The organism is Paraburkholderia sp. JHI2823 (genome assembly GCF_038900695.1).
Taxonomy (GTDB): Bacteria; Pseudomonadota; Gammaproteobacteria; order Burkholderiales; family Burkholderiaceae; genus Paraburkholderia; species Paraburkholderia mimosarum.
Genome location: NZ_JAYMRY010000006.1, coordinates 207,877 through 231,544, shown reverse-complemented (window position 1 = coordinate 231,544; position 23,668 = coordinate 207,877). Strand labels below are relative to the sequence as shown.

The 23,668-nt window shown below is 65.2% G+C and carries 20 protein-coding genes and 1 tRNA gene; 20 read left to right on the top strand and 1 reads right to left on the bottom strand.

Annotated elements, in window-relative coordinates:
- Positions 1-138: 138 nt before the first annotated feature.
- The 10 genes from VSR34_RS10060 (at position 139) to bioB (ending at position 11,800) form a co-directional block, all read left to right on the top strand.
- On the top strand, positions 139-579 hold the full coding sequence (locus VSR34_RS10060) for a MerR family DNA-binding transcriptional regulator (RefSeq protein WP_028211586.1): 441 nt from the start codon (positions 139-141) through the stop codon (positions 577-579).
- A gap of 31 nt (positions 580-610) precedes the next feature.
- A complete protein-coding gene (gene aceK / locus VSR34_RS10055) occupies positions 611-2,413 on the top strand; it encodes a bifunctional isocitrate dehydrogenase kinase/phosphatase (RefSeq protein WP_342962430.1) in 1,803 nt (600 codons plus the stop codon).
- Between the two features lie 44 nt (positions 2,414-2,457).
- Positions 2,458-3,654: an acetyl-CoA C-acetyltransferase gene (locus tag VSR34_RS10050; protein ID WP_028211588.1), complete on the top strand. Its 1,197-nt coding sequence runs from the start codon at positions 2,458-2,460 to the stop codon at positions 3,652-3,654.
- A gap of 87 nt (positions 3,655-3,741) precedes the next feature.
- Positions 3,742-4,419 carry an SDR family oxidoreductase gene (locus VSR34_RS10045; protein ID WP_028211589.1) on the top strand — a complete coding sequence of 226 codons (678 nt, stop codon included), beginning with the start codon at positions 3,742-3,744 and terminating at the stop codon, positions 4,417-4,419.
- A 113-nt stretch (positions 4,420-4,532) separates the two neighbouring features.
- Positions 4,533-4,979 carry a YchJ family protein gene (locus VSR34_RS10040; protein WP_342962413.1) on the top strand — a complete coding sequence of 149 codons (447 nt, stop codon included), beginning with the start codon at positions 4,533-4,535 and terminating at the stop codon, positions 4,977-4,979.
- Positions 4,980-5,536: 557 nt separating this feature from the next.
- On the top strand, positions 5,537-6,937 hold the full coding sequence (locus VSR34_RS10035; protein ID WP_042289154.1) for a CocE/NonD family hydrolase: 1,401 nt from the start codon (positions 5,537-5,539) through the stop codon (positions 6,935-6,937).
- 432 nt (positions 6,938-7,369) lie between these two features.
- The gene (bioA, locus tag VSR34_RS10030; protein ID WP_028211591.1) at positions 7,370-8,740 is read left to right on the top strand and encodes an adenosylmethionine--8-amino-7-oxononanoate transaminase; all 1,371 of its coding nucleotides are present in this window, start codon (positions 7,370-7,372) and stop codon (positions 8,738-8,740) included.
- A 1-nt stretch (position 8,741) separates the two neighbouring features.
- The gene (gene bioF / locus VSR34_RS10025; RefSeq protein ID WP_342962412.1) at positions 8,742-9,962 is read left to right on the top strand and encodes an 8-amino-7-oxononanoate synthase; all 1,221 of its coding nucleotides are present in this window, start codon (positions 8,742-8,744) and stop codon (positions 9,960-9,962) included.
- Positions 9,959-10,669, top strand: a complete 711-nt coding sequence (bioD, locus tag VSR34_RS10020; protein WP_342962411.1) for a dethiobiotin synthase — start codon at positions 9,959-9,961, stop codon at positions 10,667-10,669. Before bioF ends, bioD begins: the two co-directional genes overlap by 4 nt.
- 48 nt (positions 10,670-10,717) lie before the next feature.
- Positions 10,718-11,800, top strand: a complete 1,083-nt coding sequence (bioB, locus tag VSR34_RS10015; RefSeq protein WP_042289151.1) for a biotin synthase BioB — start codon at positions 10,718-10,720, stop codon at positions 11,798-11,800.
- A gap of 75 nt (positions 11,801-11,875) precedes the next feature.
- On the opposite strand, the gene cytX is transcribed toward bioB, so the two are convergent.
- Positions 11,876-13,192, bottom strand: a complete 1,317-nt coding sequence (gene cytX, locus VSR34_RS10010) for a putative hydroxymethylpyrimidine transporter CytX (protein ID WP_028211594.1) — start codon at positions 13,190-13,192, stop codon at positions 11,876-11,878.
- Positions 13,193-13,399: 207 nt separating this feature from the next.
- On the opposite strand from cytX, the gene VSR34_RS10005 reads away from it, so the two are divergent.
- The 10 genes from VSR34_RS10005 to minE all read left to right on the top strand — a co-directional run bounded on the left by VSR34_RS10005 (position 13,400) and on the right by minE (position 23,556).
- Complete coding sequence (locus VSR34_RS10005; RefSeq protein ID WP_342962410.1) at positions 13,400-14,755, top strand: replication-associated recombination protein A; 1,356 nt, start codon at positions 13,400-13,402, stop codon at positions 14,753-14,755.
- A 101-nt stretch (positions 14,756-14,856) separates the two neighbouring features.
- Entirely contained in the window at positions 14,857-16,149 is a 1,293-nt protein-coding gene (gene serS / locus VSR34_RS10000; protein ID WP_342962409.1) for a serine--tRNA ligase, read from the top strand.
- Between the two features lie 145 nt (positions 16,150-16,294).
- Positions 16,295-16,385, top strand: a tRNA-Ser gene (locus VSR34_RS09995).
- Between the two features lie 728 nt (positions 16,386-17,113).
- A complete protein-coding gene (locus VSR34_RS09990; protein WP_238327770.1) occupies positions 17,114-17,668 on the top strand; it encodes a DUF3304 domain-containing protein in 555 nt (184 codons plus the stop codon).
- A 21-nt stretch (positions 17,669-17,689) separates the two neighbouring features.
- The gene (locus VSR34_RS09985) at positions 17,690-19,300 is read left to right on the top strand and encodes a DUF2235 domain-containing protein (RefSeq protein WP_028211636.1); all 1,611 of its coding nucleotides are present in this window, start codon (positions 17,690-17,692) and stop codon (positions 19,298-19,300) included.
- A gap of 515 nt (positions 19,301-19,815) precedes the next feature.
- Positions 19,816-20,601, top strand: coding sequence for a type I methionyl aminopeptidase (gene map / locus VSR34_RS09980; RefSeq protein ID WP_028211637.1), 786 nt, complete (start codon positions 19,816-19,818; stop codon positions 20,599-20,601).
- Between the two features lie 142 nt (positions 20,602-20,743).
- Positions 20,744-21,280: a GNAT family N-acetyltransferase gene (locus VSR34_RS09975; RefSeq protein ID WP_028211638.1), complete on the top strand. Its 537-nt coding sequence runs from the start codon at positions 20,744-20,746 to the stop codon at positions 21,278-21,280.
- Positions 21,281-21,519: 239 nt separating this feature from the next.
- Positions 21,520-22,371 carry a septum site-determining protein MinC gene (gene minC, locus VSR34_RS09970; protein WP_028211639.1) on the top strand — a complete coding sequence of 284 codons (852 nt, stop codon included), beginning with the start codon at positions 21,520-21,522 and terminating at the stop codon, positions 22,369-22,371.
- A gap of 100 nt (positions 22,372-22,471) precedes the next feature.
- A complete protein-coding gene (gene minD / locus VSR34_RS09965; protein WP_028211640.1) occupies positions 22,472-23,287 on the top strand; it encodes a septum site-determining protein MinD in 816 nt (271 codons plus the stop codon).
- Between the two features lie 14 nt (positions 23,288-23,301).
- Positions 23,302-23,556, top strand: a complete 255-nt coding sequence (gene minE, locus VSR34_RS09960) for a cell division topological specificity factor MinE (protein ID WP_027795398.1) — start codon at positions 23,302-23,304, stop codon at positions 23,554-23,556.
- The last annotated feature ends 112 nt before the right edge of the window (positions 23,557-23,668 follow it).

Here is a 23,668-nt window from a genome sequence, read left to right as displayed (position 1 = left end):
CGGCCCCATGCAAAGCGAGTCTCCTGCGTTTTCGTCGCCGGTTGCGCAACCGCGCACTTGACGATAACGTAAACGTCGATTCTATCGCCCCTCGCGTCGTCGTGCAGACAACGCCGGGCCAGCCGCTCTTCGCTCATCATGACGACCCAGTACACGATTACCGAACTTGCCCGGGAATTCGACGTAACGCCGCGCGCGATCCGCTTCTACGAAGACCAGGGCCTGCTGGCGCCGAGCCGCGAAGGCGCGGGCGGGTTGAAACGCGTGTTTTCGGGGCGCGATCGCACGCGCCTGAAGTTGACGCTGCGTGGCAAGCGCCTCGGCTTCACGCTCTCGGAGATCCGCACGCTGCTCGACCTCTACGAGTCGCCCACCGACACGCTCCCGCAGCTCCAGGCCTTCCTCGACACGGTCGTGCACCACCGCGAGATCCTCGAGCGTCAGCGCGCCGACCTGGATGCGACGCTCGAAGATCTCGCGCAGTACGAGGCCCAGGCGCGCACGCTGCTCGACAGGAGCGCGGCGGGAGAGACGGCGGAGCACGACGGTGGTGCGCCGGCCGCGCGCGCGAAAACCTGACGCTCGCGAGTGGGAAACGGGCATGGCCGCCATGAAACACTTCCCGAAACTGCTTTCGTCGCAAATCGGTTTCGATGTCGCGCAGACCATGCTCGACGGCTTCAACCGCCATTACCGCAACTTCTGCGACGCGGCGGTGAGGGCGAGGACGTTCTTCGAGGCGGCCGACTGGCACGCCCTGCAGCAGCTCGCGCGCGAGCGCATCGCCTCCTATGACGACCGAGTGAAGGAGTGCGTAGCCGCGCTCGAAGACGAATACGACGCTGAATCCATCGACGACGAAGTCTGGCAGCAGATCAAGCTCCATTACATCGGCCTGCTCACGACGCACAGACAGCCCGAATGCGCGGAGACGTTCTTCAACTCCGTGTGCTGCAAGATCCTGCACCGCTCGTACTTCAACAACGATTTCATCTTCGTGCGACCCGCCATCTCGACGGAATACATCGAGAACGACGAGCCCGCCGCGAAGCCCACCTATCGGGCCTACTATCCGGGCAAGGACGGTCTCGCGGCGACGCTCGAACGCATCGTCACGAACTTCCAGCTCGAAACGCCTTTCGAGGATCTCGGGCGCGACGTCGACTGCATCATGCAGACGATGCTCGATAACTTCGGCGTGGTGGAGCCCAAGCCGAACTTCCAGATCCACGTCCTCTCGTCCCTGTTCTTTCGCCACAAGGGCGCGTATATCGTCGGGCGCATCATCAACGGCGATCTGCTCGCGCCGTTCGTCGTGCCGATCCGTCACGTGGGAGCGGGCAGGCTTGCGCTGGACACGGTGCTGCTGGGCACCGAGCAGCTGCTCATCCTGTTCAGCTTCTCGCACTCGTACTTCCTGGTGGATATGGAGGTCCCATCCGCCTACGTGGAGTTTCTGCGCAGCATCATGCCGCGCAAGGCAAAGGGCGAGATCTACACGTCGCTCGGCTTGCAGAAGCAGGGCAAGAACCTGTTCTATCGCGACTTGCTGCACCACCTCTCGCATTCGAGCGACCGGTTCATCGTCGCGCCGGGCATCCGCGGCATGGTGATGATCGTGTTCACGCTGCCCTCGTATCCCTATGTGTTCAAGGTCATCAAGGACAGCTTTCCCGCGCCGAAGGAGACCACGCGCGACCAGGTGGTGGCCAAATACCAGCTCGTGAAGCGCCACGACCGTCTGGGGCGGCTCGCCGATACGCTCGAATATTCGAGCGTGGCGCTGCCCCTCGCGCGGCTCGACGAGGCGCTCGTGCGCGAGCTGCGAACGCTCGCGCCCTCGATGATCGAATTCGAGGGCGACAACCTCGTGATCCGGCATGTGTACATCGAGCGGCGTATGGTGCCGCTCAACCTCTATCTGCAGAACGGCAGCGACGAAGAAATCGAGCACGGCATACGCGAATACGGCAACGCGGTCAAAGACCTGCTGCGCGCGAACATTTTCCCGGGCGATATGCTCTACAAGAACTTCGGCGTGACGCGCAACGGCCGCGTCGTGTTCTACGACTACGACGAAATCGAGTACCTGACCGATTGCAACGTACGTGCCGTGCCGACCGCGCGTCATGAGGAAGACGAACTATCTGGCGAGCCGTGGTACCCCGTCGGCACGCACGACATCTTTCCCGAAACCTACCGCACCTTCCTGCTAGGCGATCCGCGCGTGAAGCGTGCATTTCTCGCGCAGCACGCGGACTTCTTCGAACCCGCGCTCTGGCAGGAATGCCGCGCGCGGCTCATCGCGGGCGAGGTGCCGGACTGCTTTCCCTACGACACATCCATACGCTTTAGCGTGCGCTACCCCGAACGCTTCGCGCGCGACGAGGCGCCGGCCGTGCGCGTCGCATGAGCGCGGCAAACACGTTCAACCCGGATTCATCAAGGAGCGGAAACATGAGTGAGACACAAAAGCAGGACGCCATCGTGATCGTTTCGGCGGCGCGCACGCCGATGGCGGGCTTCCAGGGCGACTTCGCGACGCTCACGGCGCCGCAGCTCGGCGCGGTTGCGATCGCGGCGGCGGTCGAGCGCGCAGGCCTGACGCCCGGGCAGATCGACGAGGTCGTGATGGGCTGCGTGCTGCCCGCCGGGCAGGGGCAGGCGCCCGCGCGCCAAGCGGCGCTCGGCGCGGGGCTGCCGCTCGCCGCGGGCGCGACGACCGTCAACAAGATGTGCGGCTCGGGCATGCGCGCGGCGATGTTCGCCCACGACATGCTGCTGGCGGGATCGGCCGATGTGATCGTGGCGGGCGGCATGGAGAGCATGTCGAACGCGCCTTATCTGCTGCCCAAGGCGCGCGCCGGCATGCGCATGGGTCACGGCCAGGTGCTCGATCACATGTTCCTCGACGGCCTCGAAGATGCCTACGACAAGGGCCGTCTGATGGGCACGTTCGCGGAGGAATGCGCGGGCGAGTTCGGCTTCTCGCGCGAGCGCCAGGACGCATTCGCAATCGAGTCGCTCAAGCGCGCGAAGCGCGCCAACGAAGACGGCTCGTTCGCGTGGGAGATCGCGCCGGTGAAGGTGGCCTCGCGCGCGGGCGAGACGACCATCGATCGCGACGAGCAGCCGTTCAAGGCCAACCTCGACAAGATTCCCGCGCTCAAGCCCGCGTTCAGCAAGACCGGCACGGTGACGGCGGCGAACTCGTCGTCGATTTCGGACGGCGCGGCGGCGCTCGTGATGATGCGCGAATCGACGGCGCAACGACTCGGCATCACGCCGCTGGCGCGCGTCACGGGCCATTCCACCTTCGCGCAGGAGCCGGCAAAGTTCACGACGGCGCCGGTGGGCGCAATCGCGAAGCTGTTCGCGAAGACGGGCTGGAAGGCGAGCGACGTCGACCTCTACGAGATCAACGAGGCCTTCGCCGTGGTCACGATGGCCGCGATGAAGGAGCACGACCTGCCGCACGAGAAGGTCAACGTGAACGGCGGCGCGTGTGCGCTCGGCCATCCGATCGGCGCGTCGGGCGCGCGTATCCTCGTCACGCTGATCGGCGCACTGCGTGCGCGCGGGGGCAAGCGCGGCGTGGCGACGCTGTGCATCGGCGGCGGAGAGGCCACGGCGATGGGCATCGAACTGCTGTAGGCTAGCGCCTGAAACAGCGCGCCGCTTTGCACGACGGGGCAGCGGCGCGCTCCAGCGGTTTCAGGCACACATGGCAAGGGTGACGGGATGAAAACAGCGTTGATCGTGGGCGCGTCGCGGGGCCTGGGTCTCGAGTTCGTGCGGCAATATGTGAAGGCCGGCTGGCGCGTGCTGGCCACGGCGCGCGACCCCGAAGCGCTCGAAGTCTTGCGTGAGATCGGCGCGCAGACCTTCGAGCTCGACATCACACGGCCCGAGGACATTGCCGCGCTGGGCTGGAAGCTCGACGGTGGGCGCCTCGACGTCGCGCTCGTCGTCTCCGGCGTGTACGGTCCGCGCACCGAGGGCGTGGAAACCATCTCCGCCGAAGACTTCGAATACGTGATGAACACCAACGTGCGGGGCCCGATGCAGCTGATCCCGATCCTGCTGCCGCTCGTCGACGAGGCTCATGGCGTGCTCGGCGTGCTGTCGAGCCGCATGGGCAGCATCGCGGAGACCACGGGCACGACCGGTTGGCTCTATCGCGCGAGCAAGGCCGCGCTCAACGACGTGCTCAAGATCACCTCGCTGCAAACGCGCCGCGCCACTTGCGTGGCGCTCAATCCCGGCTGGGTGCGCACGGACATGGGCGGCGCGCAGGCGGCGATCGACCCGGCCGTGAGCGTGGCCGGCATGCGCGAAGTGGTGGCCGAGGCGGCCGCCGCGCGCGAAGTCTTCAACGGCCGCTTCTTCCAGTACGACGGCACCGAACTCGACTGGTAAAGCGCCACTCGTCTGCGCTACGCTTGCGGCCTCGCGTAGCGGGGCGATGGCGCTCCGCACGTCATTCGCCTTCCCCGCGCACCCGCGCGGCCTGCGAACGGAGCCCCGAACCGATGAACGCTGACACCCCTCGCGCCGCCCGGCCCGTTGATTGCCCGTGCGGCGGAGCCGCGCCCAACCAGAAGCCCGCCGCCAGGGCGCCGCGCTACGCCGACTGCTGTGGCCGTTTCATCGACGGGGCGGCCGTGCCCGCCACGGCGCTCGAACTGATGCGTTCGCGCTATACAGCCTATGCGCTGGGTGCCGAAGCATATTTGCGCGCGACGTGGGCGCCGCAGACTTGTCCCGCCGATCTCGACGTCGACCCCGCAGCCGAAGGCGCGCCGCGCTGGCTGGGCCTTTCCATCAAGCGCCACGAGCAATGCGACGATGACCATGCGATCGTCGAATTCGTCGCGCGCTACAAAACGGGCGGCCGCGCGTTCCGGCTCCATGAAACGAGCCGCTTCGAGCGTGGCGGCGACGGTCGCTGGCGCTATGTCGACGGCGATGTTTCGTGACTGACGAAGTTTCGTGACTGACGAAACCTGATCCGGCGCGATAACGCCGTTCCACACACCTTTGCAAACAGGGACCTACTGCACAAGCCTGCGACCGTTGGTCACACGCAACGCCCCCAACCGGACCTTTTTTCTTCATGCCCCTGCGGGCGCACGACGGAAAGGCGCACGCCTGCCGCGCCTCAAGGCCTGCGCGATTGTGGCACGCGTTATGCCGGGTTACCCCTCAATTGCACAATAAATATTTGTCGTGCGAGTATCTAATCACGGTGCCCCGCGCGATACGTAAGTGCATAGTGAAAAGAGCCTTTTCCCATGCACCCTTATCGACTGCCAATGGGCGCTGGCGGCGGGTCTGATCGACGATAGAACTGCGCCGCGCAGGTGTTCCGATCGAAGTACTCCCCCGTTACGGGTCACACGCCCGCACCTGGCTTCGCGGCCAGGCGCAACGGTGTCTCGTTGTGCCCTGAGAGGGCAGTGGCAGCAAGCGGGCTGGAGTGCGGACCGGACGTAAGTCGGATTCTCGGCAGGTCTTTTGCAGGTGGGTGTTGCGTATGGCGTTCAGAAAGCTCCTTTCCGGATGGGTTGTAGCCGGCACCGCGTGTGTGCTTTCGGTTGCGCACGCAGCGTCGCTCTCCGAACCGGCAGGTGCGAACGCAAATCCGCAAGTCGGCGCCCACGCCACGGCAACGCATTCCTCCAGCGCTTCACAATCGGACCTCGCGGGCGGCCCGCTCGGTAGCGCCAACGTCCCGCGCATTGCGCTCGACGATTCCTGGCTGCCCGTCGTGCGCGCCGACATGAACGAGCAGGTGATCCGCGTGCCGGTGGACGCCGCCGGCGACGTCACGCTCGAAACCACGATTTACCGTCCGAACGGCCCAGGCCCGTTCCCGATGGTGATCTTCAATCACGGCAAGATCCCCGGCGACCCGCGCCTTCAGGCGCGCAGCGATCCGCTTTCGTTCGCGCGCGAATTCGTGCGCCGCGGCTATGTCGTCGTCGCGCCGAACCGCCAGGGCTTTTCGGATTCGGGCGGCTCGTACCAGCAGAACGGCTGCGACGTCGCGAGCAATGGTCTTAGCCAGGCGGCGGATGTCGCCGCGACCATCGCGTACATGTCGAAACAGTCGTATATCGACGCGAGCCAGATCATCGTCGCGGGCACCTCGCATGGCGGCCTCGCCACCATGGCCTACGGCACCGAAGCGGCGAAGGGCGTGCGCGCGCTCATCAACTTCTCGGGTGGCCTGCGCCAGGATGCCTGCACGGGCTGGCAGAACAACCTCACCCAGGCGTTCGGCGACTACGGCGGCAAGGCGCGCGTGGCCTCGCTCTGGCTCTACGGCGACAACGATTCCGTGTGGTCGCCCGATCTCGTCACGAAGATGTTCGCCGCGTACCGCGATGCGCAAACGGATGCGGATCGCCCGGCCGCGATGGCGAAGCTCGTTGACTTCGGCGCATACAAGAACGACGCGCATCGCCTCGTGGGCGATCGCGACGGCGTGAAGATCTGGTGGCCCACGGTCGAGGCGTTCCTCGCGAACCGTGGTCTCCCGACTGCGGTGCAGTACCGCGTGGCCACGCCGGTGGCGCCGCACGGCACGGGCTACGCGGCGATCGATTCAGTGGGTGCGGTGCCCTTCGTCGATCAGGCAGGCCGCGACGGCTATCGCAACTTCCTCAAGCAGTATCCGAGCCGCGCATTCGCGGTGTCCGACTCCGGCGCGTGGTCGTGGGCCGAAGGCGGCGACAACCCGATGGCCGTGGCCATCGCGAACTGCGAAAAGCACAGCTCCGATCCCTGCCGCCTCTACGCCGTGAACAACTCGGTGGTCTGGAACAACGGCGGAACGCAAACCGCGCAGAACGGCGAGAGCGGCGACGACGCACACGCCACCGCGGACAACGACAACACCGGCGGTAGCGGCCACGCGCTGGCGAGCCGCTAAGCCTCTCCCTCCGGCGCGCGCTGCCGCATTCAAGCTGTTTCCGTTTGTTCTCGCCCCGCAGCGGCGTACGGCCCCATAGTGGGCCGTTTTGCTTTTTGCGCTGCGCGCGAGATTCCGCAAACGCGCCTCTGGCGCCGGGCCTTCGCGTCCCCCTCCCACCCCTTTTCGATTAGCAGCGCGGCGCCAAAAATGCCGCGCCAGCCGCTACATGTTCTGCAATTACGCACCGGCGCGCAGATTTTTTGCGTAAGGCGGGTTCACTTTGCCGTCGACATCTCCGCGCATTTCAGGTCTTCATTTCCGATCCGTTTCCAGCTGTGCCCAACCGCGCCAAACGCCGCGCCGGCGCAGCCTGGAGGGCGTTTTTCGGGGTAGTGCATTGCAGCGGCGAAAACGTTAATCTCGGTCCCGCTGTCGTATCAGGAGCCGTACTTGAATTCGCAATCGCCCTTTACCCGCGAAGATCGCGCCGCGACCGACTGGGTCGCACGCAGCCTGCGCGCCGTGTGGCACCCCTGCACCCAGATGAAGCATCACGAGCGCCTGCCGCTCGTGGCCGTCGCTCGGGGCGCCGGTCCGTGGCTTTATGACCGCGAAGGCCGACGCTATCTGGACGCGATCAGTTCGTGGTGGGTGAACCTCTTCGGCCACGCCAATCCTTCGATCAATGCCGCGCTCAAGGCGCAACTCGATACGCTCGAGCACGTGATGCTTGCGGGCTGCACGCACGAGCCGGCCGTTGAGTTGGCCGAGCGTCTTTCGGCGCTGACCGGCGGCGTGCTCGGCCATGCGTTCTTCGCTTCCGATGGCGCGTCGGCAGTCGAAATCGCGCTCAAGATGAGCTTTCATTCGTGGCGCAACCGTGGTGAGAGCGAGAAACGCGAGTTCGTCTGCCTGGCCAACAGCTATCACGGCGAGACCATCGGCGCGCTCGGCGTGACCGATGTCAAGCTATTCAGGGATGCTTACGATCCATTGCTGCATCACGCGCATGTGGTCGCTTCGCCCGACGCGCGCGCGGTGCTGCCCGGCGAAACCGCAGCCGACGTGGCGGCCCGCGCGCTCGCCGATGTCGAGCGTCTTTTTGTCGAACGCGAAGGGCGTATCGCCGCGCTGATCGTGGAGCCGCTCGTGCAGTGCGCGGCGGGCATGGCCATGCACGATCCCTCGTACCTCAAGGGGTTGCGCGCCCTATGCGATCGTCACCGCGTCCACCTGATCGCCGATGAAATCGCCGTGGGATGCGGGCGCACCGGCACGTTTTTCGCGTGCGAGCAGGCGGGCGTGTGGCCCGACCTCCTCACGCTTTCAAAGGGTATCAGCGGCGGCTATCTGCCGCTTTCGATCGTGCTGTCGCGCGACGCCATCTACGAATCTTTCTACGACGACGACACCACGCGCGGCTTCCTGCATTCGCATTCGTACACGGGCAATCCGCTCGCGTGCCGCGCGGCGCTCGCCACGCTCGACCTCTTCGAGCGTGACGACGTGCTCGCTTCGAACGCGCGCAAATCGGCGCAACTGCGCGCGCTGTTCGAGCCGTTCGCCGCGCATCCGCTCGTGCGCAACCTGCGCCAGAGCGGCACGATACTCGCGTTCGACGTGGCGCTTGCCGACCCGCAGCGCGCGGCCACGTTCTCGCGCCGCTTCTTCGAGCACGCGTTGCAGCGCGAACTGCTGCTGCGCCCGATCGGCACGACGGTCTATGTCATGCCGCCCTATGTTCTGGACAACGAAATGCAGGCGTTGCTCGCAGCCCGCACGCGCGAGACCTTCGACGCCACCGTCGCGGAGGACCTCTGACATGGCGCATCAACACACGCTGCTCGATACCCTCGAACAGGGCTTGCGCGACATCGACGCGCGCGGCTTGCGCCGCCGCCGCCGCACTGCCGACACGCCTTGCAGCGCGCATATGCAGGTGGATGGCCGCGCAACCGTTGGCTTTGCGAGCAACGACTACCTCGGCCTTGCCGCGCATCCCAAGCTGATCGCGGCAGTGGCCGAAGGCGCGCAGCGCTACGGCGCGGGCAGCGGCGGCTCGCATCTGCTGGGCGGCCATTCGCGCGCGCATGCGCAACTCGAAGACGATCTCGCGGCGTTCGCAGGCGGTTTCGTCGATGCGCCGCGCGCGCTGTACTTCAGCACCGGCTACATGGCGAATCTCGCCGTGCTCACGGCGCTTGCGGGCCGCGGCACGACGATTTTCTCCGATGCGCTCAACCACGCGTCGCTGATCGACGGCGCGCGGCTATCGCGCGCCGAAATCCAGGTCTATCCGCATGCCGACATGACGGCGCTCGCCGCGATGCTCGAAGCCTCCGACGCGAGCGCAAAGGTGATCGTGAGCGACACCGTGTTCAGCATGGACGGCGATGTCGCACCGCTCGCGCGTCTCGTCGAACTCGCGCAAATGCACGGCGCGTGGCTCGTGGTCGACGATGCGCACGGCTTGGGCGTGCTCGGTCCGCAAGGGCGCGGCGCGCTGGCGGATGCCGCGCTGCGCTCTGAGCATCTCGTGATGGTCGGCACGCTCGGCAAGGCGGCGGGCGTGGCGGGCGCGTTCGTCTGCGCGCACGGCACCGTGATCGAATGGCTCGTGCAGCGAGCGCGTCCGTACATCTTCACGACGGCTTCGTCGCCGGCGGTCGCGCATGCGGTGTCCGCGAGCCTGCGTCTGATCGAGGGTGAGGAGGGCGATGCCCGGCGCGCGCATCTCAAGCATCTGATCGCTCGCACGCGTTCGCTGCTTGCGCAAACCTGCTGGCAGCCCGTCGATTCGCACACCGCCGTGCAGCCGCTCGTCATCGGCGGGAACGAGGCTACGCTGGCGCTCCAGGCCGCACTGGAACGCGACGGCCTGTGGGTGCCGGCCATCCGCCCGCCCACCGTGCCCGAGGGCACCTCGCGGCTGCGTATTTCCCTCTCTGCCGCGCATTCCGATGCGGACCTCGACCGCCTGAACGCGTCGCTGCAGCGCGCGAGCCTCGAGGCGCGCACAAACGCGCAGGAGTTCGCGCAATGACGGTTTCGCTTTTCGTCACCGGCACCGATACCGAGATCGGCAAGACCTTCGTGAGCGCCGCGCTACTGCGCGGGTTCGCGCGCGCGGGGCTGCGTGCCACGGCGCTCAAGCCGATCGCCGCGGGCGCCTCGGCGCGCGACGGCGTCTGGCACAACGAGGACGCCGATCAGCTCGACGCCGCCGCGAGCGTGCTGCTGCCGCCTGAAATCCGCACGCCGTTCCTGCTCAAGGAGCCCGCCGCGCCGCACATTGCCGCCGCCCTGGAAGGCGTGACGCTCGATATGGCGCGCATCATCGAGTGCTACAAGGCGGCGTGCGAGCGTGCCGATGCCGTCGTCGTGGAAGGGGTGGGCGGGTTTCGCGTGCCGCTCACGGCGACCGAGGACACCGCGGATCTGGCCGTCGCGCTCGGCCTGCCGGTCGTGCTCGTGGTGGGGATGCGTCTCGGCTGCATCAGCCATGCGCTGCTCAGCGCCGAAGCCATTGCCGCGCGCGGCCTGACGCTCGCGGGCTGGGTCGCGAACCGCATCGACCCGGCCATGGCGTTTCCCGAAGAGAACATCGCCGCCCTGCGCGAACGGCTCGCCGCACAGTACCGCGCGCCGCTCATCGGCGTCGTGCCGCACATGCGCGGCGCGAGCGCCGACCAGGCTGCAGAACACCTGAATATCGACGCCCTGCTCGCGCACCTCGTCGCGCCGCGCTGAGTTGGCGTCTCCTCATATACCGTCACCGTCACGAAGGACCACGACACCATGACTCAAACCCAAACCGTCAGCGTTCCCGTCACGAAGGCCGCAGCCGCCGCTCAGGCGCAAAGCGATGCCGCTTCGCGCTGGCGCGTCGCCGACGTCGCCGCGCTCTACGAGCTGCCGTTCAACGATCTGATCTTCCGCGCGCAGCAGGTGCATCGCGAGCATTTCGACGCGAACGCCGTGCAGCTTTCGACGCTCCTCTCGATCAAGACCGGCGGCTGCGAGGAGGACTGCGCCTATTGCCCCCAGTCGTCGCATCACGATACTGGCCTCGACGCGAGCAAGCTGATGGAAGTCGACGCCGTGCTGGCCGCCGCGCGCAACGCGAAGGCGAACGGCGCGACGCGCTTTTGCATGGGCGCGGCATGGCGCAATCCGAAGGACCGCCATCTCGAGCCGATCAAGGACATGATCCGCGGCGTGAAGGCCATGGGCCTCGAAACCTGCGTGACGCTCGGCATGCTCGAAGATCATCAGGCGAAGGCGCTCGCCGAAGCAGGCCTCGACTACTACAACCACAACCTCGACACCTCGCCCGAGTTCTACGGCCAGATCATCTCGACGCGCACCTACGAGGACCGCCTCGAGACGCTCGAACGCGTGCGCGATGCGGGCATCAACGTGTGCTGCGGCGGCATCGTCGGCATGGGTGAGTCGCGCCGCGAGCGCGCCGGCCTGATCGCCCAGCTCGCGAACATGGAGCCGTACCCGGAGTCGGTGCCCATCAACAATCTCGTGCAGGTGAGCGGCACGCCGCTCGAAGGCACCGATCCGCTCGATCCGTTCGAGTTCGTGCGCACGATCGCGGTGGCGCGCATCACGATGCCGAAGGCCATGGTGCGTCTCTCGGCGGGCCGCGAGCAGATGGACGACGCGCTCCAGGCGCTGTGCTTCATGGCGGGCGCCAACTCGATCTTCTATGGCGACCAGCTGCTGACCACGGGCAACCCGCAGGCGGAAGCCGACCGCAAGCTGCTGCAGCGTCTGGGCATCACGGCTCAGGCCGCGCAGCAGCTGAGCGCCGATGACCAGGCGCAGCATGCGCATCACGGACACCGAGGCGGCTGCGGCCACTGCGAATAACGCCTGGCACTCCGCCAATAAAAACGCCACGATCGCTCGTGGCGTTTTTTTATCGCTCGATCGAACGTCGAAGCGTTAGGCGTAAGCCGCGCGCCGGCGCCCAGCGAGCACGAGATAGCACAGCGCGCCGATGGCGAGCGCGGGCAGCGTCGCACCGAGATTCGGCAGCCACTGGTTGAGCGCGTGATACGCGCCGATGCCGAGCGCCCACGCGACGAACGCACCCACGTGCCAGCCGCCCGAATAGCCATACGCACCGTTGAGATCGGCGAGCGCCTCGGCGTCGATACGGCGGCGGCGCACGATGAAGTGATCGGCGAGCACCACGCCAAAGAGCGGCGCGAACACCGAGCCGATCAAGAGCAGGAAGTTCTCGTATTTCGCCATCGGCACGACGAGGCCGATCAGGGTGCACAGCGCGCCGAACGCCGCCGAGAGCCAGGGCACGCTGGCGCGCGTCCAGAACGTGCCGGTCGAGACCGCGGCCGAGTGGATATCGGCGAAGGCGTTGTCGATTTCGTCAATGAGCACGAGCAGCAGCGCGAAGCCGCCACCCGCCTGGGCGAGCGCCGTGGTGAGGAGCGCGTCGCCGCCGCCCGCCGCGAGGCCATAGATCGCGCCCAGCGCGTAGAACCAGAGGTTCGCGATGCCATAGCCCACCAGCGTGCCGCGGAAGGTCTCGCCCGCCTTGCGCCCGAAGCGCGTGTAGTCGGCGATGAGCGGCAGCCACGAAAGCGGCATCGCCACCACGAGGTCAATGGCGCTGCCAAACGGCATGTCGCCCGTGCCGGGGCGGCGCATCAGCGCGCCGAGGTCGTGCCTCACGAGCAGGCTCCACGTGAGCCAGCCCGCGCCCGCGAGCAGGAGCCAGATGCCCCACGTACGCAGGAAGCGGCGCACGAACGAGAGCGGGCCGCTCACGGCGAGCAGCGTCGCCAGCGTGCCGAAGATCACGGTCCAGATGAGCGGCATCGAAAGGCCGAAGGCTTGCTTCGCGAGCGCATCGGCGGAATCGCGCATCACGATGATCTCGAAAGCGCCCCAGCCGACGAGCTGCACCATGTTGATCACGGCCGGAATCGAGACGCCACGGATGCCGAGCGTCGGGCGCAGCGACGACATCGCGGCGAGGCCCGTGTCCGTGCCGATCACGCCCGCGAGCGCGAGCAGCACGACGCCGATCACGCTGCCGATGACGATGGCCGTGAGCGCATGCGGCAGCGAGAGGCCGGGCACGAGCAGCGCGCCCGCCTGCGCCACCAGCAGGCCGATGCCGAGCGAAAACCACAACGCGAAGGCGTCGCCGGTGCGGAACTGGCGGCGCGTGTCGGGCACGGGCACGTTCGGTGCGTAAGTGGAGCCGGCCTCGCCGGCGTGCGAATCTTGAGTCATGGGGAACGCTTTCCTCTATATCGTGTGTTTTGCCGGTTTTGTCTGTTTTGTCCGGTTCCGTCAGCCCGAGCGCGGGAGCCCGCGTCTCGCGCTGCGGCTCCCGCTGTCATAATGCACGACTGCATCCGGGGCGGCGGGGAGCTCCGTCCCCGAATCCGGCGCCACGCGCGCCGCCCGCCGGCAAGCCGTCATTATCGCGAAAACGTCATGTTTGAAGAAACCCGTGCCAACGTCCCGCTCGCCGAGCGGCTGCGCCCGCGCTCCATCGACGAGGTCATTGGCCAAAAGCATCTGCTCGGGCCCAACAAGCCGCTGCGCGTCGCTTTCGAGTCCGGCGAAGCGCATTCGATGATTCTCTGGGGGCCGCCGGGCGTCGGCAAGACCACGCTCGCGCGCCTCATGGCCGATGCGTTCCACGCCGAATTCATCGCACTTTCCGCGGTGCTCTCGGGCGTGAAGGACATCCGCGAGGCGGTGGAGCAGGCGCAACTGCATCGCGCGCACGGGCACCAGACGCTCGTGTTCGTCGACGAAGTCCACCGCTTCAACAAGAGCCAGCAGGACGCCTTCCTGCCGCACGTAGAGTCGGGACTCTTCGTGTTCATCGGCGCGACGACGGAGAATCCGTCGTTCGAGGTGAACAGCGCGTTGCTCTCTCGCGCGGCCGTCTACGTGCTCAAGAGCCTCGACGAGGAAGAGCAGGGCGAATTGCTCGCCCGCGCGAGCGAGGAGCTGGGCGGCCTCACGTTCACGGACGAAGCGAAAAAGGCGCTGATCGGCTCCGCCGACGGCGACGGCCGCAAGCTTCTGAACAACCTCGAAATCGTCGCACGCGCGGCCGCGCAGCAGAAGAAGACCGAGATCGACGGCGAACTGCTCGGCAGCGCGCTCGCCGAGAACCTGCGCCGCTTCGACAAGGGCGGCGACGCCTTCTACGACCAGATCAGCGCGCTGCACAAGTCGGTGCGCGGCAGCAACCCGGACGGCGCGCTCTACTGGTTCTGCCGCATGCTCGACGGCGGTGCCGATCCGCGTTATCTCGCGCGCCGTATCGTGCGCATGGCGTGGGAGGACATCGGCCTCGCCGATCCGCGCGCCGGGCGTATCACGCTCGACGCCGCCGAGACCTACGAGCGCCTTGGCTCCCCCGAAGGGGAACTCGCGCTGGCGCAGGCCGTGATCTATCTCGCCGTCGCCCCGAAGTCGAACGCGGGCTACAACGCCTACAACGAGGCGCGGCGCTTCGTGAGCAAGGACCAGTCGCGCGCGGTGCCGATCCACCTGCGCAACGCGCCCACGAGGCTCATGAAAGAGCTGGGCTACGGCCACGAATACCGCTACGCGCACGACGAACCCGAAGCCTACGCGGCCGGCGAGACCTATCTGCCCGACGGCATGCGCGAGCCGCACTGGTACCAGCCCACGCCGCGCGGGCTCGAAGGCAAGATCGGCGAAAAGCTCGCGCGCCTCGCCGACCTCGACGCGCAATGGCGCGAAGCCCATCGTGGCAAACCCGGTGGCAAACCCGGCGACGAAACCCGCGAGAGGAAGCGCAAGGGCTGAGTCGCCATTCCCTGGTAACGGTGATGCCCGTCCCGCCGGGATGCGCCGGCCGGTGCGCTAAAATCGTCCCTTCATACAACGAAACTGCGTCTCACAATCCCATGCTCGACATCCAGCTGCTGCGCAAAGACCTCGACGGCGTCGCGAAGCGCCTCGCCGACCGCGGCTACACCCTCGACGTCGCGGCCTTTTCCGCGCTCGAAGCGGAACGCCGCGCCATCCAGACCCGCACCGAAGAACTGCAGGCGCGCCGCAACAGCCTCTCGAAGCAGATCGGCGCGATGAAAGGCCGCGGCGAGGACACTTCGGCGGTCATGGCCGAAGTAGGCGGCATCGGCGACGAGATGAAGGCTTCGGCCGCGAAGCTCGAAGAGATCCAGTCGAAGCTCTCGGACCTGTTGCTCGGCGTGCCGAACCTGCCGCACGAGAGCGTGCCCGTGGGCAAGGACGAGGCCGACAACGTGGAAGTGCGCCGCTGGGGCACGCCGCGCGCGTTCGACTTCGTGGTGAAGGATCACGTGGATGTGGGCACGCCGCTCGGCCTCGACTTCGAAACGGGCGCGAAGCTCTCGGGGGCGCGTTTCACGATGCTGCGCGGCCAGATCGCACGCCTGCACCGCGCGCTCGCGCAGTTCATGATCGACACGCATACGCTGCAGCACGGCTACACCGAAACGTACACGCCCTACATCGTCAATCCGGAAATCCTTTACGGCACGGGCCAGCTGCCCAAGTTCGCCGAGGACATGTTCCGCGTGGAGAAGGGCGGCGGCGAAAACACGGTCACGCAGTACCTCATCTCGACTTCGGAAATCTCGCTCACGAATACCGTGCGCGAGAGCATCGTGGAAGGCAGCGCGCTGCCGATCAAGCTCACGGCGCATTCGCCGTGCTTCCGCTCGGAGGCGGGTTCGTACGGCCGCGACACGCGCGGCATGATCCGTCAGCACCAGTTCGACAAGGTCGAGATGGTGCAGATCGTTGCGCCCGAAACGTCGTATGACGCGCTCGAACAGATGGTCGTGCACGCGGAAACCATTCTCCAGAAGCTCTGCCTGCCGTACCGCGTCATCACGCTGTGCACGGGCGATATGGGCTTCTCGGCCGCGAAGACCTACGACCTCGAAGTGTGGCTACCCGCGCAGAACACCTATCGCGAAATCTCGAGCTGCTCGAACACGGAAGCGTTCCAGGCTCGGCGGATGCAGGCGCGCTACCGCAATGCGCAGGGCAAGCCTGAGCTCGTGCATACGCTCAACGGCTCGGGCCTCGCTGTCGGCCGTACGCTCGTTGCCGTGCTGGAGAACTACCAGGAAGCGGATGGCTCGGTCACGGTGCCCGAGGTGCTGCGCCAGTACATGGGCGGCGTGGCGCGTCTGGAAGCGGTCGCCTGACACGCGCTGCGCGGCGCCGTTTGTGATTGGCTTGCCCCTCGGAAATTTTTCAAAAGAGGGCTTGCCAAAGGCAAAAAATGTTCTATAATCCTCGCTTCTCTGGTCGCCGACCAAGGCCGGAGAAGCGGTAAAACAGCAGTACACCGGAGAGGTGGCAGAGTGGTCGAATGTACCTGACTCGAAATCAGGCGTACGGTTTCCCCGTACCGTGGGTTCGAATCCCACCCTCTCCGCCAGATTCAGAAAACCCCTGCATGCTCAACAGCTGCAGGGGTTTTTGTTTTTCTGGGCCGCCAATCAGCCCATCAATCGAGCAGAAACCCGCGCTCTTCTCGGGGCCACCAGCGGGCGCGTTCTGGCCGTGATGTCCAACATTTCGGCGATGACTTGACAGGCCTGTATGCCGAACTGCCGGGGTTGACCCGCACCTTCTCTGCGCTCAAACAATCGCTCCGCGAAAACTTCGACGACGTGCGCATGCGATCCCGGGCACAAATCCGCCAGCTGTGGCGGGACGAGACGGCAATGAGGCAGGAGTTCGCCTCCACTCCGCCTAAAAACTGATTAGCTTTGAAATTGCACAATGCGAAAGATTGAGCGATGGCTGGTGCGTTAATCGGGGCGGCCGCTTCCGTCGGGGGAGTAGTTCCGCAACCTGCCAGGCGATCGCGCGGCCTTAAAAGGGAAGAGTACAGAGTCCACCGAATAGCGCTGTATCCGAGGGAGACGACCAGAAGCCCTCTCAAACCTGGCCGATCCAAGCTCGTGTTCAATTGAACAGCATTCAACATTGCGGCTTGACAGCTATTGAACCATTTTCAGACTTTTCCATATTTAGGCGCCCCGTATTGCAGGTTATAAGCGGTGAAGGGCTGAAATAGCTCCGTATTGTGTGGCCAGCCTTGCCTTTGCAGTCTTGGTGCATCTGGCCGCGGCTCCGATAACCCAGCAAAGAGGCCAGCCTATGGTGGACCTGCAAGTCGCGCATCGCGCGATATCCAGGTGTCAGCAGTATTTCTCCGGCAAAACGCCATACCAACACTCAATGGCGATGTCCTGTCGTACTGCTGCACTCGCCGCTGGCGCAATGATCGCGCTCTCGGCCTGCGGCCATGCCTTGCCCGACGATCCCTTTGATGGCGAGGGCGCGGCGCTGTCAATGGTGCCGATCAATCACACGGATCGTTACGCCGTCAATATCTTCGTCGACAAGTATTGGGCAGGGGATGTAAGCAGTCATGGGGGCGGGGGCAAGATTACCTGTTGCTATCCAGGCATCAAGGACTGGGGCGAGCCCGTTACGGTCAGGTGGACGTGGGGCTGGGAGGAAGACCCCAAGACAAAGGCAATGACGAAGCCGGATGAATCCCACACCGTTGTCCTTCATTTCCCATCCAAGGGGCCACATAACGACCCCGACCCGTACAAGGCTGACGCCTACGCCTGCGTAATTTTCCGCGATCTAAGTACCGTCGAACTGGCGTTTTCGCCTTCGGCTTCCGGTTGCGCCGACAAATGACAACAAGGGAACCGCTACATCATGACTGTACGCCAGGCTGGCGCGCCCATCACGGACGACGGGCTTCAGAGCACTGCAATGTTTGGTGACATGAAAAACATGCGGGAGTTATCGTCGCCCGCCAACAAGGCGGGACCAATTTCGCTTCGCGATACCAAGTGCCGCCTCTATCCAAAACTCTCGTTTTTTTTCGACGGTACAGGCAACAACCTCGACATCGACGCCCCGTTAGGGCGACTGTCAAACGTTGCCAAGCTCTATCGGGCGGCTTTCGATGATCGTGTCGGTAAAGGGGCTTCCTCGATTTACATTCCGGGTGTCGGCACCCCGTTCATGGTCCCCAAGCTTGTCGGTTATACCGACAAGCTTTCCGACGACCGGGGCGGCGCTCTGGGGCTGGGCCTTGGCAAGGGCGGCGACATGCGCATCCAGTATGCGCTGGCCGAATTCTCGCGAATCCTCGAAATTGAATGGAGTTCCGCCGCCTGGAAATGCATGCAGTTCATCAGTGTCGCCGTCTTCGGCTTCTCGCGCGGCGCGACGGAAGCTAGGGCTTTCGTGCGCCAGTTGATAGAAAAGAAATGCGAGCGGACGGAAAACGGACTGATCTGGCGAGCGCGCAACGGCGAATGTACGCCTGTAAGGATCAAGTTCATGGGCTTGTTCGATACCGTGGCGTCGGTTGGCGGGCCGACTCTGCACCTCGACTGGGCCAGTGAACTGGCGATTCCGCCCGAGGTCGAGCGATGCGTACATTACGTGTCGGCGCATGAGGTCCGTGGGGCTTTCCCGCTTGATTCGGTCCGGGTGGGACGGGCCTATCCGGCGAACTGCGAGGAAGTGGTGTATCCGGGCGTACATTCGGACGTGGGCGGCGGATACGGGCCGCACGAACAGGGGCGCAGCAACCTGCTGTCGCGTATTCCCTTGCGTCATATGCTGGCGGACGCGATACGCGCGGGGGTTCTGCTGAAGCTGCCAGAGAATCTCGATCCGAAATTGCGCGAGGATTACATCCTGGCCGACAACGACCCGGTGGCGAACCTGTACCAGGGCTACATGTCGGTACTTCCTGCCGCCGATGGCGACGACGTTGAATTACTCATGCAAGCCCACCGCCGCCTGAATTTTCAGTGGCGCGGCGGGATCGACCGCCAGCCCAGCGACGCCCGCGTGCTTGGGCGCCTGCATGGAAAAGTCAGTGCCTCTGTCTGCGCGAGCGTGCCGGCCGCCTCCGATGCCAGCCATCCCGCTTGCGCCCCGACTGCCTGGACCTATGACATTCCGCCTCGCCCGCTTGAACAGGCAAAGCAGTTGATTGCGGAACAGCGCCGGCTGGCGAACCGGGTTGCATTTCTGCGCAACCCGATCGAGCGCCTTGCGGGTGATCGCGACTGGCCGCCGCCGCAGCCCCGCCAGCGAACGGCATACGAGGACCTGATTCTCGGCGCATGGGACAACCGCGCGCCTGTCCCGGCTCCCGTGGATAGTCTTCTGGCAGAGTATGTCCACGATTCCGTGGCGCACTTCACTTCGTGGCCGTGCGCGCTGTATGACCCGCGAGGGTTGTACTGCGACGGGGAAAAGTATTACGCCGATGCCGCCAAGGACCGCCCCACCGAAACGGCGTGATGCCGGTCCAATGGGCGATGGATACCATTCAGGCAGTACAAACGCCGCTCATTTTTTCATCCTCGGGCGGCATTTTCGAGCAAATCCGTGTGGTCTCAGGCAGCTTCGACCTTGTTCGAGACTGTATGCCCCCGCTCGGCTAAGTCGCCCCTATCCGCCAAATTCAGAAAACCCGTGCTTGCCCGCTGCAGGGTTTTTGCTTTTCAGATGCAGCGGCGCGTCGCACTGGTTGCGTGCCGTTTGTCTATGCGTCCTGCCATTCGCACGGGGCGAGCCCAACGTCGCGATCGCGATCTACTTTTCCCGGAGGCGTGCGATCGCACCGCCGATTCGCGATGTAAGATGTTTTACATCCGTGACAGTGGCTTGCGCTCGAACAGCTGGAGATAGCAGAATCCGGTGCCCGGCCCGCCACGGGTTGCGGCGCCGTCAGCGCTGCAGCGCCGGTACAATCGTTCCTTTGAATTTGCGGCGAAGCGTCTTCTTGCGCTGCCGCGCCCCATTTCAGCCCACTGATGCCTATCACCTACAAGTCTGCCGACGATCTCGCCCGCCTGCGCATTTCGGGCCGGCTCGCCGCCGACGTGCTCGCGATGATCGGCGAACACGTGAAGCCCGGCGTTTCGACCGACGACCTCGATGCCATCTGCAACGACTACATCGTCAACAGGCTCAAGGCCGTGCCCGCCAACGTCGGCTACCTCGGCTTTCCGAAGACGATCTGCACGTCCGTCAATTCCGTGGTTTGCCACGGGATTCCGAGCCGCAACGAGGTGCTCAAGGACGGCGACATCATCAACATCGACGTGGCCGTCATCAAGGACGGCTATTTCGGCGACACGAGCCGCATGTACTGCGTCGGCACGCCGAGTACGGTCGGCCGCCAGCTGATCGACACGACCTACGAGGCGATGCTTGCGGGCATCCGTCAGGTGCAGCCGGGCGCGACGCTCGGCGATGTCGGCAACGCTATCCAGAAGCGCGCCCAGGCAGACGGCTTCTCGATCGTGCGCGAGTATTGCGGCCACGGCATCGGCAAGGTCTACCACGAGGAACCGCAGGTGCTGCACTACGGCCAGCCGGGGCAGGGCGTGCGCCTCAAACCTGGCATGGTGTTCACGATCGAGCCGATGGTCAATGCGGGCCGCGCCGGCACGACGGTGCAGCGCGACGGCTGGACGGTCGTCACCAAGGATCGTTCGCTCTCGGCGCAGTGGGAGCACATGGTCGCCGTCACCGACGACGGCTACGAGCTGCTCACGCCCTGGCCGGACGGCACGGGCGGCTACGAGGCCCCGTGAGCGCGGCTGTGCGGCCTCTGGGGCCGTCTGTCAAGGCTCGCGCGCCGGGCGTCGTGTGCCGGCACTTCTCCAATAAGGATTTGACTCTCAAGCCAGTTCGGTTAAAGCTACGCGTTAGCGTTTTATTGGGGTTTACGACTGCATGAGTCCGTCACTGACCGTTCGCCGTACCGCCGCCGATCAGGGTGCCGTGCTCCGCGAGCTTCGAACGGCTTCGCTGCGCGACGCGCCTTATGCATTCGGCGACACGCTCGAAGACGCGCTATCCGCCGATGCGGCCGTTTTCGACGCCGCGGCGGCCCGGCATGCGGACTCGCACACGAGCACGTCGTTCATTCTCTACACCGAGGGCCATCCGGCCGGTTTGATCGGCGCGAGCTTCGAGAGCGCGCCGGCGCGCCGCGCGTTCGTATCGGCGCTTTGGGTCGCGCCCGCGGTACGTCATCTGCGCGGTGGCGAACTGCTCGTCAACAGCGCCATCGATTGGCTCGTGAGCGAAGGCGCTACCGAGGTCTACGCCTGGGTGACCGACACCAACACCACGGCTATGCGCTTTTACGAGCGTCTCGGCTTCGTCGCCACCGGCGATCATGCGCGTAGCGAGCAACAGCCAGAGCAGTGGGAAACGCTGCTGATGCGCGCCGTTGGCGGGCGCACGCAGTCTGCGCCGTCGCCGTAATGGATGACGTGGGCGCTGCTGTGTGCAGCCGCGCGCGCGTCTCACCTCCCTGCGAATAGAACCCCAAGCCGATCGCGTGCGCATGCGTGCGCTCGCGCCTCGCGCGTTTTCTTGCGCCCATAGTTGCGTGCCCGTCTGTGCCGGCGAATTCGGCGGCGAATCTGGCCGAATACACCATGAAAAATAATGGCCGTGTGCGCCCGCGCCTGTAAAATACGCAAAATTTTTAGCCGAACGCCATGTCGCCCAGGAAATCGCCATATTTTGAACTGAAGAGCGGTTCAGTCGATACGCTTCTGTTCGTGGTCAAGACGACCGAGCTCGATGCCATGCGCGCCGAGCTCACGCGGCGCTTCGAGGCGACGCCCGAATTTTTCGCCAACGATACCGTCGCGATCGACGTGCGGCGTCTCGCCGACGGCGAGGAGGTGGCGCTTGGCGACATCGCGCGTCTGCTCGAGAGCGTGCGCATGCGCCCGGTGGGCGTGGTCGCGCAACCCGGGCAGCACGACTGGGCCGCGAAAGCGGGGCTGCCGTTCCTCGAAGCGCGCGACCGGCGCGGCGCGGGTGGGAAGCCGGGCGGCGAAGAGCCGGCGAGCGCGGGCGAGGCATCGGCCCCGGCGTCTGCCGCAGATGCGGCCGTATCGCAAGCGAGCCCTGCGCAGCCCGAACTCTTTTCCGCCGAAGCCGATCCCGCCGCCGCCGATATCGCCGCGGCGGCGACGCTCGACGCCGGTGCATCGGGCGCGCGCGCGGAACCCACGCTCGTGATCGACCGGCCGCTGCGCTCGGGCCAGCGCATCTACGCGAAGGGCGACGTGGTCGTGCTCGGCCTCGTGTCCAACGGCGCGGAAGTGATCGCCGAAGGCAACATCCACATTTACGCGCCGTTGCGCGGCCGCGCGCTTGCGGGCGTGCACGGCAACCACGACGCACGCATTTTCTGCACGAGCCTCGAGGCGGAACTGATTTCGATTGCAGGCATCTACCGTACCACTGAAGTGCCGCTCGCCGACGATGTGCGAGGCAAGCCGGCTCAAGTCCGGCTGTCGGAAGAAAAGCTGTTGATCGAACCGTTGAGGCTCACCTGATCCCTGTTCGGGCGCATGCACGCAAACCGCGCAATGCGCGCGTGTTTGAGCAGGGCACGATGAGACCAAACTGAGAAACTGACGAACGCAAGGTAAGGGAATGGCAAAAATCATTGTGGTGACTTCGGGCAAGGGTGGTGTCGGCAAGACGACCACGAGCGCGAGTTTCGCATCGGGCCTCGCGTTGCGCGGCCACAAGACCGCGGTCATCGACTTCGACGTGGGCCTGCGCAATCTCGACCTCATCATGGGTTGCGAGCGCCGCGTCGTGTACGACCTGATCAACGTGATCCAGGGTGAGGCGAACCTCAATCAGGCGCTCATCAAGGACAAGAAGTGCGAAAACCTCTTCATCCTGCCGGCCTCGCAGACGCGCGATAAAGACGCGCTCACGAAGGAAGGCGTGGAAAAGGTGATCGAGGACCTGCGCAAGATGGATTTCGAGTACATCGTGTGCGATTCGCCCGCGGGCATCGAGTCGGGCGCGCTGCTTGCGATGCACTTCGCCGATGAAGCGCTCGTGGTGACGAACCCGGAAGTGTCGTCCGTGCGCGACTCGGACCGTATCCTCGGCATGCTGTCGTCGAAGACGAAGCGGGCGATCGAAGGCAAGGACCCGATCAAGGAGCACCTGCTCATCACGCGCTACAACCCGAAGCGCGTGAGCGAGGGCGAGATGCTGTCGCTCAGCGACATTCAGGAGATCCTGCGCATCGAGCTGATCGGCGTGATTCCCGAATCGGAAGCGGTGCTGCACGCATCGAATCAGGGTTTGCCTGCCGTGCATATGGACGGCACCGATGTCGCCGAGTCGTACAAGGACGTCGTGTCGCGCTTTCTCGGCGAGGACAAGTCGCTTCGTTTCACCGATTACCAGAAGCCGGGCCTGCTCCAGCGCCTCTTCGGTAGCAAGTAAAGGAGGCGCACGTCATGTCGTTTCTTTCGTTTTTTCTCGGCGAGAAGAAGAAGTCCGCCTCGGTAGCGAAGGAACGCCTGCAGCTCATCATTGCTCACGAGCGCGCAGGCGGCCATCCGCCCGCCGATTATTTGCCGGCCCTGCAACGCGAACTGGTCGCGGTGATCTCGAAGTACGTGAAGATCTCCGACGAAGACATTCGCGTGAGCCTCGAACGTCAGGACGATCTCGAAGTGCTCGAGGTCAAGATCGAGATTCCGCAGGCCTGAGATTCAACGCGCGCAGCTGCTGCGCTGCGCGCGCCGTTTGTCGTATCGCTTCCGCCTTTGCGCGCGCCTTTGCCGAAATATCCGGTTTCACTTCACCCTGTGCCGTAACACC